At 35.3% G+C, this 15,686-nt stretch carries 12 protein-coding genes, 1 pseudogene and 1 riboswitch; of the genes and pseudogenes, 2 read left to right on the top strand and 11 right to left on the bottom strand.

Annotated elements, in window-relative coordinates:
* Positions 1-20: 20 nt before the first annotated feature.
* The 3 genes from der to cmk form a co-directional block, all read right to left on the bottom strand.
* Positions 21-1,331 carry a ribosome biogenesis GTPase Der gene (gene der, locus CKV71_RS07090; RefSeq protein WP_095105187.1) on the bottom strand — a complete coding sequence of 437 codons (1,311 nt, stop codon included), beginning with the start codon at positions 1,329-1,331 and terminating at the stop codon, positions 21-23.
* Positions 1,332-1,484: 153 nt separating this feature from the next.
* Entirely contained in the window at positions 1,485-2,663 is a 1,179-nt protein-coding gene (gene rpsA / locus CKV71_RS07085) for a 30S ribosomal protein S1 (RefSeq protein ID WP_095105186.1), read from the bottom strand.
* Between the two features lie 221 nt (positions 2,664-2,884).
* Positions 2,885-3,547, bottom strand: a complete 663-nt coding sequence (cmk, locus tag CKV71_RS07080; RefSeq protein ID WP_095105184.1) for a (d)CMP kinase — start codon at positions 3,545-3,547, stop codon at positions 2,885-2,887.
* 77 nt (positions 3,548-3,624) lie between these two features.
* On the opposite strand from cmk, the gene CKV71_RS07075 reads away from it, so the two are divergent.
* Complete coding sequence (locus CKV71_RS07075; protein WP_095105182.1) at positions 3,625-4,599, top strand: asparaginase; 975 nt, start codon at positions 3,625-3,627, stop codon at positions 4,597-4,599.
* Between the two features lie 59 nt (positions 4,600-4,658).
* Here the strand turns inward: CKV71_RS07075 and ypdA are convergent, their stop codons facing one another.
* The 5 genes and pseudogenes from ypdA to CKV71_RS07045 form a co-directional block, all read right to left on the bottom strand.
* A complete protein-coding gene (gene ypdA / locus CKV71_RS07070; RefSeq protein WP_095105180.1) occupies positions 4,659-5,645 on the bottom strand; it encodes a bacillithiol disulfide reductase YpdA in 987 nt (328 codons plus the stop codon).
* 131 nt (positions 5,646-5,776) lie between these two features.
* A complete protein-coding gene (locus CKV71_RS07065) occupies positions 5,777-7,477 on the bottom strand; it encodes a LysM peptidoglycan-binding domain-containing protein (RefSeq protein ID WP_408641157.1) in 1,701 nt (566 codons plus the stop codon).
* A gap of 284 nt (positions 7,478-7,761) precedes the next feature.
* The gene (locus CKV71_RS07060; RefSeq protein WP_095105172.1) at positions 7,762-9,144 is read right to left on the bottom strand and encodes a RecQ family ATP-dependent DNA helicase; all 1,383 of its coding nucleotides are present in this window, start codon (positions 9,142-9,144) and stop codon (positions 7,762-7,764) included.
* 197 nt (positions 9,145-9,341) lie between these two features.
* A pseudogene (locus CKV71_RS12675) lies at positions 9,342-10,451 on the bottom strand (RNA-guided endonuclease InsQ/TnpB family protein).
* Between the two features lie 285 nt (positions 10,452-10,736).
* Positions 10,737-11,699, bottom strand: coding sequence for a helix-turn-helix domain-containing protein (locus CKV71_RS07045; protein ID WP_231917574.1), 963 nt, complete (start codon positions 11,697-11,699; stop codon positions 10,737-10,739).
* Positions 11,700-11,796: 97 nt separating this feature from the next.
* Here CKV71_RS07045 and CKV71_RS07040 point away from each other — a divergent pair, with 97 nt between their 5' ends.
* On the top strand, positions 11,797-12,045 hold the full coding sequence (locus CKV71_RS07040) for a ferredoxin (RefSeq protein WP_095105156.1): 249 nt from the start codon (positions 11,797-11,799) through the stop codon (positions 12,043-12,045).
* 190 nt (positions 12,046-12,235) lie between these two features.
* Here the strand turns inward: CKV71_RS07040 and CKV71_RS07035 are convergent, their stop codons facing one another.
* From CKV71_RS07035 to CKV71_RS07025, 3 genes are all read right to left on the bottom strand, one after another.
* Positions 12,236-12,784, bottom strand: a complete 549-nt coding sequence (locus CKV71_RS07035) for an ECF transporter S component (protein WP_095105152.1) — start codon at positions 12,782-12,784, stop codon at positions 12,236-12,238.
* Between the two features lie 59 nt (positions 12,785-12,843).
* Positions 12,844-12,978: riboswitch (FMN riboswitch) on the bottom strand.
* A 185-nt stretch (positions 12,979-13,163) separates the two neighbouring features.
* Complete coding sequence (locus CKV71_RS07030; protein WP_170168034.1) at positions 13,164-14,912, bottom strand: ATP-binding protein; 1,749 nt, start codon at positions 14,910-14,912, stop codon at positions 13,164-13,166.
* Positions 14,896-15,618: a response regulator gene (locus CKV71_RS07025; RefSeq protein ID WP_095105150.1), complete on the bottom strand. Its 723-nt coding sequence runs from the start codon at positions 15,616-15,618 to the stop codon at positions 14,896-14,898. The genes CKV71_RS07030 and CKV71_RS07025 overlap by 17 nt, the downstream gene beginning before the upstream one ends.
* Between the last annotated feature and the right edge of the window lie 68 nt (positions 15,619-15,686).

Raw genomic sequence — 15,686 nt, 5'->3', positions numbered from 1 at the left:
AAATCATCCTCTCAGTCTCTTTAATTTCTTTTTCTTGGAATAATATGGATTGGAGTTCCTTCGAATCCGAACGCATCTCTGATTTGATTCTCTAAATAGCGTTTATAAGAGAAATGCATAAGTTCTGCATCATTTACAAATACCACAAATGTTGGAGGCTCAACTGCTACTTGAGTAGCGTAAAAGACTTTAAGTCTTCTTCCTTTGTCAGTCGGAGTTGGATTCATAGAAATAGCATCTGTAATTACTTCGTTCAGAGTTGAACTTTGAACACGTTTTTTATGATTTTCGCTCGCTTCTTTAATTAATGGGAAAAGTGTACGCAAACGTTGTTTTTCTTTTGCAGATACAAAGGCAATTGGTGCATAGTCCAAAAATTGGAATTCTTGACGTATTTTATCTTCGAATTTCTTCATTGTTTTGCTGTCTTTATCTAAAGTATCCCACTTATTGACCACTATAACGATAGCTTTTCCCTCTTCATGCGCATAACCTGCTACACGTTTATCTTGCTCAATAATACCTTCTTCGGCATCCAAAACAACTAATACTACGTTAGATCTTTCAATCGCTTTTAAAGCACGTAATACTGAATACTTTTCAGTGGCTTCATAAACTTTACCTTTCTTTCTCATACCTGCAGTATCAATCAATACATAATCTTGGTCTTCATAAGAATATTCTGTATCGATTGCATCGCGTGTTGTGCCGGCAATGTTTGATACAATAACACGCTCCTCTCCTAGGATGGCGTTTACTAAGCTTGATTTGCCGACATTCGGGCGTCCGATAAGTGACAATCTGATAGTATCTTCATCGTAAGGATCTTCTTCTTCGTCTTTGAAGTGCTTGGCAACTTCATCCAATAAGTCCCCTAGCCCTAGACCGTGCGATCCAGATATTGGGAAAGGTTCTCCAAATCCCAAAGCATAAAAATCATATATATCTGTGCGCATTTCAGGATTATCAACTTTATTTACAGCTAAAACAACAGGTTTGTTTGTTTTATATAGCATTTGGGCAATCATTTCGTCAGTCTGTGTTAAACCTTCTCTTTGATTTACCATAAAAATTATTACATCAGCTTCATCAATAGCAATTTCAGCTTGAGCTCTAATTTGCGTCTGGAATGGTGCATCTGTCAGTTCGATACCGCCTGTATCAATGACATTAAAATCATGCGTCAACCATTCGCCGCTAGAATAAATTCGGTCTCTTGTTACACCAGGTGTATCCTCTACAATAGAGACACGCTCGCCGACAATTCTATTGAAAATTGTTGATTTACCGACATTTGGGCGACCAACAATAGCTACAACAGGTTTAGTCATAAGCTAACTTCCTCTCTTTAATATATCTAACTAATTTTATCACATGCGACATTTAAAGCAAAAGATTATTAAAAAATAAAAAAGCCAAGACTGAGATGTGCAAAATAAATATACACGATCTGCAGTCTTGGCCTCATATAGACGTATTAAATCTTAGAATTTAAGATTTTTTAATTTATCTCCAAACATTTCTCCTAATGTTGGATTATCGTCGTCATCATTGTTTTCAATATAATCACGAGATTCGTCATCATCAATTTGAAGCACTTCTTCTTCAGGAACAGCAGCTTTAATTGATAAAGAAATACGTTCGCTTTCTTCGTCGATACTTAATACTTTTACAGTAACCTCTTGGTTAGGTTCAAGTACTTCACTAGGAGTACCGATGTGTTTGCGACTGATTTCAGAAATATGCACTAAGCCTTGTACACCTGCTGCAATTTCAACAAATGCTCCGAAATCAGTTAAACGTACAACGCGTCCTTCGATAATTGAATCAGCGTGAATTTGTCCTTTGATACTTTCAAATGGACTTGGTAACGTATCTTTAATAGAAAGAGAAATACGTTCAGAATCTTGTTCTACTGATTTCACTTTAACGTTAACTTTATCGCCTACAGATACGACATCTTCTGGTTTATCAACATGTTCATGAGAAAGCTCAGAAACATGGACTAAACCGTCCACACCGCCGATATCAACGAAAGCACCAAAGTTTGTTAAACGTGCAATTGTACCTTCAATTACATCTCCTTCTGATAGAGATGATAATAACTCAGCTTTTTTAGCTTCGTTTCTTTCTTGTTCAACTGCTTTACGGCTTAGGATGACGCGATTATTTTCAGGATCAAGTTCTTCAACGCGTAATTCTAGCACTTGTCCATCAAAGCTTGAAAAGTCTTCAATGAAATCTGTAGAAATTAATGAAGCTGGAACGAAACCTCTTTGTCCTACATCAACAACTAAGCCGCCTTTAACGACTTCAGTTACTTTTGCTTCTATAATTTCATTATTATCTTGTTTTTCTTGTAAATATTCATAAGACTTCTCTTGTTCTAATTGACGAATAGAAAGGATATAAGCCCCTGATTCATTTTCTTCGTCAACTTCCACTTTAGTCACATACGCCTCTACTGCATCTCCTTCTTTCACCACTTCATTTGGGCTGTCAATATGATGCGTAGATAATTGACTAATTGGAACGATACCGCTAAATTTGCCACCGTCGACATCAACAATCACTTGTTTATCTTCGACTTTTTGGACTTGTCCAGAGATTTTATCTCCTTCTTTAATTTCATTAATCATTGATTCATTGAATTCTTCAGTCATCTTGTATGCCTCCTTGTACACTACATAATTATAACATCTTACAAACTGACAGAATTGTCAAGAAATTTAACTCTATTCACTTTTATCGTAATAATTTCTTGCCTATCTGTTGGTAATAAATATATTTGGATGATGTACCCGTGTACATTTATTCTCTTTATTTATATACCACAAATATTTAGATTTAATAATAATTATGCCGATTTATGAAAAAAACTTAATCAGGCGTCCACTTTTTCAATCAAATCAGAAATAATTTGAGAAACTTCTTCAATCGATTTGCCAGTAGTATTGACTGTTACTGCATCATCAGCTTTTCTTAACGGAGAAATTTCTCTGTTCATATCATATTGATCACGTTCTTCAATTTCTTTCTTCAATTGATTAAGTGAGGAAGGAATCCCATTTTCTTCATTTTCCTTTTGTCGTCTTTCAGCGCGTTCTTCAACAGAAGCAATCATATATATTTTAAGATCTGCATCGGGTAAGACTACAGTCCCGATATCTCTTCCATCCATTACGATGCCTTTTTCAGCTGCTAATTGCTGCTGTACTTTTACTGCAAAAGTTCTGACAGGAGCTTTAGAGGCCACATAAGAAACATTTTGCGTTACCTCGTTTGAACGAAGGTAATCAGTGATATCTTCTCCATTTAATAGAACGCGTTGACCTTTATCCTCGTCATAAATTAATTTGAGAGAAATATTTTCGATTAAAGATTGAAAGTCCTCGGGCTTGCCTTCTTGTAAATATTTATAGGTAATAGCACGATACATTGCTCCCGTATCAACGTAAATCATTGAATGACTTTCTGCTACTTTGCGTGCAATTGTACTTTTCCCAGCGGCCGCCGGACCATCAATTGCAATATTTATTAACTTCATATTTAGAAAACCTTCCTTGTCGTTTTATCTTATATATTTTATCATAAAAACGTATACAAAATATAGGAGCGTTGATTATGAAAAAAATCTTAGTCATCCATACTGGCGGAACCATCAGTATGTCTGAAGATGAAAGTAATAAAGTAATAGAAAATGAACAAAATCCAATCTCAAAACATCAAGATGTTATAAGCCGATATGCTGATGTTACTGAGATCAATCCGATAAATTTACCTTCGCCGCATGTTGGAATTTCAGATGTTGCAAAACTGCGTGATATTATTGAAAAAGCAAGTCAAGACGGTACTTATGATGGGTTTGTTATTACCCATGGTACAGATACTTTAGAGGAAACAGCTTATTTATTAGATTTGATAACAAAAACAAACCAACCTATTGTCATTACAGGGGCAATGCGCTCTTCTAATGAAATTGGTTCTGATGGTTTATATAATTTTATTTCCGCATTACGTGTTGCTGCAGCAGATGAAGCAATCGATAAAGGTGTAATGGTTGTTTTTAATGATGAAATACATACAGCTAGAAACGTAACCAAAACTCACACTTCAAATACAAATACTTTTCAAAGTCCTAATCATGGACCATTAGGTGTTTTAACTAAAACAAGTGTTCAATTCCACCATCGTCCCTATCATCATACAATTTTACATGAGGTCGACTCAGATTTATATGTGCCGATTGTAAAGGCTTATATGGATATGCGGAGCGATGTATTGAAATTTTATAGTGAGCAGAATGTGGATGGAATTGTAATTGAAGCTTTAGGACAAGGTAATTTACCCCCAAGCGCGTTAGATGGTTTAATGGCTTGTTTGGAAAAAGGAATACCGGTAATTCTAGTTTCACGTTCATTTAACGGGATTGTAGGACCGATATACGGATATAATGGCGGAGGATATGATTTAGAACAACGCGGGGTTATTTTTTCAAATGGCTTGAATGGGCAAAAAGCACGTTTGAAGTTATTAGTGGCTATTAGCAATCATCTTGATGAGCAGCAATTAAAATCTTATTTTGATGCACAGGTATAAAATGAAGCGGGAATGGAACAAATTAATGTTCCGCTCCCGCTTTTACTTAGAATTTAACTTTAAGATTCTAAAGGTGTTTGTTTTTTAGCTATAATGTTTTGAGCAATGATACCCCCATGGAATTTTCCGTTTTCAATAAAAATCGTATTAGCATCGTTACCTGCAGCAATTACTCCTGCAATATAACAATTCTCTACATTAGTTTCATACGTTTCTTTGTCGTAAACTGGAGCAGTTCCAAATTCATTAGTATGAATATCAATACCGATATTTTGCAAGAAATCATAATCAGGATGGTAGCCGATCATTGCAAATACGTAGTCGTTCGGTATAGTGTATGTTTCGCCCTCTTGAATATACGTGACACTGTCCTCGTCAATTTTTGTAACTTCTGCATTGAAGTGCATATCAATTTTTTCGTGTCGCACTAGCGATTCAAAGTTTGGTAAAATCCACGGTTTGATTGCTGCAGAATAATCTGCACCACGATATAGAACTGTGACGTTGGCCCCAGCTTTTTCTAATTCTAAAGCAGCGTCAACAGCAGAGTTCTTTCCACCGATAATGACTACATTTTGGTCGAAATAAGGATGTGCTTCTTTAAAGTAATGGAAAACTTTAGGTAATTTAGCTCCTTCTACTTCTAAATCATTATGTTGACCATAATAGCCAGTTGCTACCGTAAGAAATCTGCATTGATACGTGTCTTTTGTAGTTGTAATTGTAAAGCGTTTACCAATTTTTTTAACTGTGAGGACCTCTTCAAACGCATGTACATCAAGTTGATGATATTTTACAACTTCTCTATAATACACCAACGCTTGATTTCTGCGTGGTTTATATTCTTCAACGATGAAAGGTACATCGCCGATACTCAATTTATCACTAGATGAGAAAAAAGTTTGGTGGGTTGGATAATTATATATTGCGTCTACCACATTTCCTTTTTCAATTACTAGCGTTTCAATTCCTTTTTTCTTCTGTTCAATAGCGGCGCTTAAACCACAAGGGCCGCCGCCTATTATAATACTTTCGACTGTTTGCATCGTATTGTCCTCCTTCATTCACCTATAATATTATATCAGTCATATTTGAATTTGAAAGAGTTTTACTTTAATTATTGGTAAACATAAAAAACCAGAAACGAGGAGATACTCGTTTCTGGTATAGAAATGATTTATTGTGGAATAACAAGTTGTTGGCCGTTAGAGATATTATTACTATTCAAGCCATTAGCACGTTTGATTTTTTCAACGTTTTCTGGTGTACCTTCACCGTAATAGCGAATTGCAATGCGGTAAAGATTTTCTTTGCCATAAACAGTGTGAGTTTGACCGCCTTGTTGGCTTTGTGCTTGTTGATTATTTTGGTTAGATTGACCATTTTGGGCGTTTTGTTGGTTTTGTCCTTGTTGATCTTGGTTGTAACCGTTTTGGCCGTTTTGATCATTTTGACTATTCTCTCCGTAACCATTAGCGTTAGCAGATTCATTTGTACCGTTGTTATTTGCATTATCTTCATTTTGGTTATTCGCACTATCATCGGATTCAGCAGTTTTATCTGAATTTTTATCTTTGCTGTTTTTATCATCAGATTTCTTGTCTTTTTGAGCGTCTGATGATTTATCTTTGGCATCATCTTTCTTATTGTCTTTAGAATGATTAGCTACTTTATTGTCGTTACCATCTTTGTGGTCGCCTTGATTCGTTAAAGCCATGCCGCCAAAAATCGCAATTGCTGCAATAATAATCAATCCTAACAACAATGGCAATAACTTTTTCATTCCGCCTTTTTTCTTAGGCTCGTCATGGTTTCCGTTATTTTCTGGACCATTTCCTCCGTTACCACCGTTGCCGCCATTATTGCCGCCGGATCCGTGAGCGCTTGCTGCTTTTGTAGCTGCAGCTCCGCCTGCCGCGCCAGCACCAGCAGCTGCCGCTTTACCTTTGTTGTGTTTCTTATCTTTTGATTCTTCTTTTTTATTGTCTTTATGAGATTCAGCCGCTTTGCTTGCAGCAGCACCACCGGCAACACCAGCTCCAGCTGCCCCAGCTTTTTTAGCTTTACTATCTTTTTTGTCGTTTGGCTTTTCTGAATCTTTTTGTTTTTCATCACGATGATCTTTGGAATCTTTGTGGTCTTTAGCTGCTTTGCCAGCCATAGCAGCACCAGCGCCTACAGCTGCAGCACCAGCCGCTTTACCTGCATTATGCTTTTGCTTATCTTTAGAAGCTGTTTGTTGTGGTTCATCAGCATTTTTGTTAACTGATTTTTCGCTATTCTTTGCAGTTTTATTTGCAGCGCTGTTGCCTGCCGCACCGCCAGCTGCAGCACTAGTTGCTTGTTTACCTGCAGGGTTATCTTTTTCTTTAGCAGACTGTTCTTCTTTATCACTTTGTCGACTACTATTGTCATATGATTTGTCGGAACGATCGTCTAAACTTCCTACGTCGCTTTTTTCATTTTTTTGAGCTGAGGCTTTTTCTTTGTCTTCATGATTTGCATGCAATTTTTTTCCAATAATTCCCCCGCCGACACTTGCTGCAGCAGCCCCACCTGCTTTAGTTTTATTATCTTCTTTTTCAGCAGAGATATCTTTATCTTCTACACCTTTTTTATCAGTATGTAGTTCTTCTTCATTATTCGCTTCATTTGATTGGTGTTTTGCAGTTTCTCTTCTTCTGCGACGTCTGCGTTGAGAGCCTCTTGGCGGGAAATGAGTTGCTCCAGTTTTAGGTTCTTGGTTGTTTGTTTCATCATGCTCATTGGAATCAATCGATGTATCAGAATTTTGCTGATTGTCATCATTGTGCGTTGGATCGATTGACTGACGATTACGTTCGAAATCATCTTTAAAGTTGTTATTTGACAACGCCATCATCCTTTCTCTGTAAATTAGTGATTAAATTTCATATGTAGTATCCATACCCCTCAATATGAAAGTTAAAAATTTAAATCTTAACACTATTATTATAACTTGCACGGATAGCCTTCGACAAATAAAAGATGCATATAATATTACATTTTTTATCTTAATTTTAAAGGACAAATCCATCTTATTTATAATTTTAGCGTGTAGTAGAAAAGAAAGGATTTAAATTTGTTGATTAAGCATGTATTAACTACATTTCATCTACCATAACATGAAGTTTCATCTTAATTTTAATTTTTCATGAATATTTGATTGAGTTTTTCTAAATAATCCATCTTTCTTGTTACTTTTTTAGTATTTCTTTCATTAATAATTTCTACATTATGATCATTGTCACAACAAGATGCAGGTTTTTCGATAGTTTCACCAAAATAAGACATCAGATATTCTCGGCGACAAGTCGTAAGGTTTTTATATCCTAGCATTCTAATCAAACCGTCTTTTTTGCGTATTTCTGAGCGTTGAAATATTTGGCGAATTTCTTTTAGGGAAAAGCGTTGTCGAAGAACTTCAATAATACGTTGTTTTTCTTCTGGAAGTAAGCCACCTGCTTCAAACGCCTCAATATCGGCTTCGTTGATAACATCAGCAAACATTAAGGTGTCTAGTAAATATGCATCATCTGGCTGAAACAAACTTATAGCTTGACTGTATGTGCCATCTCTTCCTGCTCTGCCTATTTCTTGAATGTAGCTAGAGGGACTAGGAGGCAGATGATAATGTATTACAGTTCTGATATCAGGTTTATTAATTCCCATTCCGAAAGCACTGGTTGCTACAACAATTGGAATATCGTTTTGCAAAAATTGTTGTTGAACAGTTTGCCTTTCTTGATAAGACATGTCCCCATGGTAAATTCCAGTTAAATAACCGGCATTATAGATAAGTTGAGCAAGTTCACGACATTTTTTCTTAGATGAAACATAAATGATAGTAGGTCCACTTGAGCTTACCTTGTTTATTAACCATTCCGTTTTCTCTTTATCATTCTCGAAATTAAAATGTGATAATGAAATATTACTTCGGTCCATTTTAGTTTTAATTTCATGAAACTGCGTGCCCACTATCTCGTCCAAATCTTGTTTTAAGTGCTTAGGGGCAGTAGCAGTTAAAGCTAATACTGTAGCTTTAGGGAAACGCTTTGTAATTTTACCGACTAAGGCGTAATGAGGTCTGAAATCATAGCCCCATTCTGTAATACAATGTGCTTCATCTAAGACAATCAGACCTAAATCGATGTTGTTCAAGTATTTAATATTATCGCGATGTAATATAAATTCTGGGCTTAAAAATATAAATTTCGCCTTTTTAATTAACTTAAGATTTTGTATTTTTTCATCTATTCCCATACCGGAATGCACATAGCACACTGCGCGTTCACCTTTTTTTCTCATTTGCATCACTTGATCATCCATTAAAGAAATCAAGGGTGAAATGATTAAGGTTGGCTTTTGCATGATATAAGTCGGCAATTGATAACATAAACTTTTACCACTGCCGGTTGGTAAGATCCCTAGAGTATTTTGTTGACGTAATATACTTTCGATGATTGCTTCTTGTCCTGGTTTAAATGAATCGAAACCAAACCAATTTTCAAGGGCTTCTTGCAGCATCTCTATCCCTGCTACTAAAAACATATTCAAATGTTATTAGAGGATTTCTCTTTTCAATGAGGTTGATTTCGATTGAAATCAGGTCTATGAACCTCTCCCAGAGCGTTACTTCCGATGTAGCCCACCGTAGTTTGAAACTTTATCTATACATTTAAATTGTGTGATAACCTTTTAGCAGTTTTCCTTTCTTTATTTTATTACACTATCACGGTGTAATCTGTTGCTTGTTTCAAATTTATACTGGCATTGATGTCTCTGTCCTTCATCATTCCGCAATGATTACAATAATACGTTCTTTGATTCAAAGGCATGGGTTGTGTATGTCCGCAATCGGAACATATTTGGCTGGATGGATAAAATCTGTCGACTTGGCGTAATTCGATGCCATAATCTTGACACTTGATTTTCAACCATTCAACAATGTAACCGAGTCCGATCTGTTGAAAACTGTTGGCCAACCTTTTGTTTCTCATCATGCCTTTGATATTTAAATTTTCAATCGTAATAAATTGCGGATTTGTACGGAGAATAGAGAGTATGCCTTTGCGTTTGATGTCTTTTTTAATATTTTTAATACGTCGGTATAATCTTTGTACTTTCAACAACTGTTTATATCAATTACGAGAACCTTTTTTCTTTCTGGATAATTTTCGCTGCTGCCTTTTCAAAGATTTATCAAGTTTAATAATAGTTTGATTCGTTTTGAAGCTTCTGATTTTTACACCGGAGGGTGTGAATACAGCTTCTTTCAATCCTAAATCAATACCGATTCCCTCTGTCTGTTCCGGTTTGAAAATAGGGGGAGGCGGTTGATCAACTAATACCGACACATAATATCTGTCATATTCTTTAACGATGGTGGCAGATTTTATATTATTTGTGGGAATGTAACCTCTTTCTTTTAATTTAATCCATCCCAACTTCGGCAATTGGATGCGATGCCGTTGTACATGAATGGTACCGATCAAATAATAACTTCCGATACCCGATTTCTTTTTGAACTTCGGATAACCTTGTTTATTTTTGAAAAATGTCTGATAAGCACGATGCGCATTCATAATGGATTGTTTAATGGCTTTGCTGGCACTTTGTTTAACCCAATGTTTATCCGGATGACTTGGAAGATATACATTGTTCATCCATTTGCTGAATGTATAACCGTCCATATACGATTTTTCTTTTTCATATAGATATTGATTGGTTTCAATGAATTTGTTGTAAATCCAACGGCATGTGCCGATAGTTTGGTTGATGGTTTGACATTGTTCAAAAGAAGGATTGATTTCGGTTTTATACGCTCTCAGCATATTTTGTCACCTTCTTTTTTCAATGGACCAAAACCATAGATACAACCGCTAAAAGCAGGGATAGTTGCGGTGATGTGTTAAAATTTCCATTTTATTTTGTAATGCATCATGCGATGGGTTCGCAACCCGACTGTATGCTGTATATTTAGGGTTAGATGGGTAAGAAATTGCACTCCCTAATTTTCCGTTTATTTCTATAGTCTTATACATGATTGTCGCCTCAATTCAATTATAAATAGGTTTGGGTATGTTTATAAACATTTAATTATATTTTTAGTAACTGTCCTACTCCTCCCTGGCTGTGCGTATAATCGCAAGTTTAATTTCAAAATAGCTGTAATTTGGAAATTCTGTTTTAAATTCCTTGAGGCGCGATTCTTTCTGATTCTGATAAAAAGGTTTGAAATCTTTATAAAAACCCTCATGAAGATACTTGCTATAGTCTGATAAGTAACCTTTAATAAATAGTTCTAATATATGATCTTCTACTGTATTTTCTTTGACGTTTTCTAAATGAGCGATCTGGTTCATTTTTAATCCTTCTTTAACATGTTGATAAGTTTGATATGCGTTTTGGGATAAGACTGGTAGGATAATCGCTTCATTTAAAATAGGAAAATCGACTTTGTTTTCTAATTGATTCATCATTTCTACAAGATCGTTCATTTTTATACGTAATAAATCATCGTAAGTTAATGACTCTATCATCCCTACTTGTTGGTTGGTATACATCGTTTCTTCAAAACCTTGTAAAAAATAATGCAGGATGGAGCTATTATTTTCCTTATTAATTCGTCTGAACAGTAGATATATTTCCTCTTCAAATAATTTTTCTTTATGTTCTTGATTAATTTTACGAAAAATTCTTTTCACTCTATGCTGGACTTTGTTTATTTGTGAGACGGGTATAAAAGATAAAGTGTGATGATTATTATAAGAAATTGTTTGAATTAATAATTGAATCACTTGGAATGTCTGTTGTATGCTTTCAAAAGTATAGCGAGGAGTAATTTTTAAATCAATATTTAAATTGTCATCGCTTTCATTCAAACTATTGAATATTCGTTCGAATGACGGATATTTCAAATTTGGATGACTGTGATATAATGATAAAAGTTGTTGGCTACATGCATCAAAATAAGTTTGATGGGTTTTAGCACCAACGATGATATTATAAAGACTTTTAGCAGTTTTATAATGATAAGCATGTGTTTTTATGTATTGAATAATTTCTTTCAAATCAATCATCACCTTAATAATCTGTTGTATTGAAAAAAGAATTCCTGGTGTTAAAATAAAAATACGTTATAAGTGTAGCATTTTTGTAAAAGGAGGCGAAGTAAAATTGGCTAAATATACGATTGTAGATATGGATACTTGTATTGCATGCGGTGCTTGCGGTGCTGCAGCTCCAGATATTTATGATTATGACGATGAAGGTATCGCATATGTTATTTTAGATGATAATGAAGGTACAGCAGAAGTTCCTGAAGAACTTTATGAAGATTTAGAAGATGCAGATGAAGGTTGTCCTACAGACTCTATTAAAATTGCAGATGAGCCTTTCGATGGGGATGCATTAAAATTCGAATAATGACTATCAATCGTCTTTTAAGTTAGTATTCTTCGCTAAATATAGATGAATGTGTGAGATCAAAATATGATTCGTATTTTGGTCTCTTTTTGTTTCCTTAAGAATTAGTTGTCGCCAATTATATAGACAGGAGCTGGAACAAATCGATATGTTCCAGCCCCTAATATATGAATGAGCAATGATTATTTGTTTAATAGTTCAATGCTTTTTTAAGTCGTTTATAGAGTAAAAGGAAAATGATGGATACCGCAATTCCTTTAATTATATTAAACGGAATAATGCCTGATACAATGATAATTTTTAAGTTTTTTACTACATCAGCAAGGTTCATAATCATACCATATAAAGGCAATAAGACAAAATAGTTTAAGATACTCAGGACTAAAGTCATTACTAAAGTACCTGCAATTAAACCTATAATTATATTTAATTTGCCTTTAGATAATTTACTTACATAAAATGCAGTAAGCAAGAAACTGACTGCAGCTGCAAAATTTGCTACAGGCCCTATCGGATCTCCCATATTGAAAAGGAAGTTAAGCAGATTTTTGATGAGTTCTACAATCACGCCTGCTACAGGCCCAAATAGAAATGTTGCAAGCAATGCAGGAACGTCGCTGAAATCAAGCGTTAAGTATGGTGGTAAAAATGGCAGCGGAAATTTGATAAACATCAAAATAAACGCAATGGCACTCATCATACTTATAATGATAAAGCGTTTGTTTTTTTGTTGATTCATAAGTACTCCTTCCATTCATCTTACGCGAATAGGAGGAATTTACGCACAACAAATAAACCCTCCATCTTCTCCCATCCAGACTATACTGTCGGCTCTAGAGTCTCACTAGATCAGCCATATTTATGATTAATAAATACAGGTCGCAGGCTTTAATTACTGCCGGTTGGGACTTTCACCCGACCCCGAAGATGAATTTCATTATTATTTTATTTTCTTATCTATTATATCGGATTAGATGTTTTGATTCAATCCCGATGCTTAAACAGAAGAGACATTTTTCTGTCAACATAAAACTCCCCATATAAAGCTTGCACTTTTTAAGTGACTACTTTATATAGGGAGTTGATATCAATGCTTTAATACTTCTCAATTCGTTGAATTAATGCTTTGGCGGCTTGGGCAATTTAATAATAAAGGTTGTGCCCTCGCCTAAATGACTTTTCAAGTCAATCGTGCCATCTTGTGCTTCGATAATCATACGGCAGATAAATAAGCCTAACCCTGTTCCTTCTTTACCACGTTTTCTAGAAGCATCCACTTTGTAAAATCTGTCAAATACTAAATCAATATGCTCGGGTGCTATTCCGCTGCCTGTATCAGAAACATATAAGATATCGTATTGATCTGATTCGCCTGTACTGATAGTAATCGCATCTCCCGGTGAAGTATAGCGAGAGGCATTGTCTACTAAGTTAGTCAGTACTTGTTCCATTCTATCTGTATCATAGTACCAAAGTTTTCCATTAGTATCTGGTGCCAAATTAATATCAATCTGCAAATCTTCAGCTTGTTGACGATATTTCAGTTGCATGCGCTCCAATAAGTTATCGATAGGCTGCACTTCTTTATTTACTGATAGGCCTTCAGCATCCATTCTTGCTACATTTAACAGTTCATTGACGAGACGATTCAAGCGCTGTGTTTCGTCTAGAACAATTGAAAGTGAATCTCTGATTTCTTCCGGTTCAGAAACCACGCCGTCTACAATAGATTCTGTGTAACCTTGCAATAAGGCAATAGGTGTACGTAGTTCGTGAGAAACATTAGCAATGAAGTCTTTTTTCATCTGATCTAATTGATGCTCGTTGGTCATATCTCGAATAATCGCTACTACACCGCTTTGGTGAGGTTGGAATTGTTCAATATAACTCATAATAACGACATAGTAACGATTTTTGACTTCATATTCTTGGAACTGGATTTCTTTTTCTTCAAACGTACGATCCATCTGTTCAGTAAATTGTTCTTTTTTTGTCGCACGGAGCTGTTCGGCCATTTTTTTAGCCATTTCATTAGAAAGAATAATTTCTCTGTTTTCATTAATCCCCAATACGCCTTCGACCATTGAATTGATGAGGCTGTCTCTGATGTTTTTTGAAGCAGAAATTTCATCAATATGTCTTTGGATATCATTACTCATCTTATTGAAAGAATGTGCTAATTCACCAATTTCATCTTTCGAATTAATATTGTTAACTTGCGTATAGTCGCCTTCAGATACGTTCATTGCTTGAGTACGGAGTTGGCGAAGCGGTTTGGTAATTCTTGATGATAAAAAGAATGCAAAAACAGTTGTTATAATTAAGAAGATAACTGCTGTCGCTAAAATAATAATAGTAATCACATTATTGGTATCATCTATACTCTTTAAGTCTTGATAAATAAATACTGCACCGTTTGGAGTGGCAGCATCTATTTTTGTCGGATAACCTAACAATACGTAAGTTCTAGTTTTATCATCGACTTTTAACTTCACATGCTGTGAGGTTTTTTGATGGTCTTTAAACACCTTTTGATAATTAGAATTTTTAGTAATCACATTCATCATTTCGTTTTTCAACTTAGAATGTGAATTATAGAATTCATCATTTTTATTTTTCATGATAATCAAGCCGCTCGGACCTTCGATCAATGCTTTACTATGCTTGATTGCCAGTCCCTTGTTATCGGATTCTTCGAGTAATACACTGATGCGTTCGGCATCTTTAATTAAGGATTGTTCAGTATCTTGCGTATAATAGTTTTGAATAAACGTAATTAAAGCTGCACTGAGTAAAATTAAAACTGTCGTCACTATAAGAATTATAGTTAACCACAGTTTTATTACGACATTATTGAGCCGTTTCATCATTGCTGTTGACCTCGAATTTATAACCGACGCCCCAGACAGTTTGAATCATGTGCGCTGCATCTGAGGAAACACGATTTAATTTTTCTCTAAGACGTTTGACATGTGTATCTACAGTACGCAAGTCTCCGTAGAATTCATAATGCCATACATCTTTCAATAATTGTTCACGGTCAAAAACCTTGTTCGGTGTCTTCGCTAAGAAGATTAATAGTTCATATTCTTTCGGTGTTAAGTTGACTTGAGTACCATCAGCAAGTACGCGATGTGCATCGTTATCAATCACTAAATGTTTGAATTCAATCAAATCTCTAGCGTGTGGCTCATTTTGCTCAGAAGCTGCTGTTAAAGTACGTCTTAGTAAGGCTTTAACACGTAAAACAACTTCGCGCGGTGAAAATGGTTTGACGATATAGTCATCTGCCCCAGATTCAAATCCTTCCACGCGGTTTGTCTCTTCCCCTTTAGCGGTCAACATAATAATAGGTGTGTCTTTATACTCTCTTAAACGGTTTGCAACTTCTATACCGTCTAATTCGGGAAGCATTAAGTCTAATAAGATACAAGCATAATCATTATTCAATGCCATATCTAATGCTTCTTTGCCGTCTTGAGCTTCTTCGATATCAAAAGATTCTCTTTCTAAATATAATTTAAGCAGTCTTCGGATTCTTTCTTCATCATCAACGACAAGTATTTTTGTCATAGTTATTGCTACCTCCCATTTGAGTATCCAATTTTATATGATACTTTAAGACGAATTGTGTTTATTGC

Origin of the sequence: Staphylococcus piscifermentans (genome assembly GCF_900186985.1) — a bacterium.
Lineage (GTDB): Bacteria > Bacillota > Bacilli > Staphylococcales > Staphylococcaceae > Staphylococcus > Staphylococcus piscifermentans.
The sequence above is the reverse complement of the archived record's forward strand: the minus strand, read 5'-3'. Positions and strand labels throughout refer to the sequence as shown.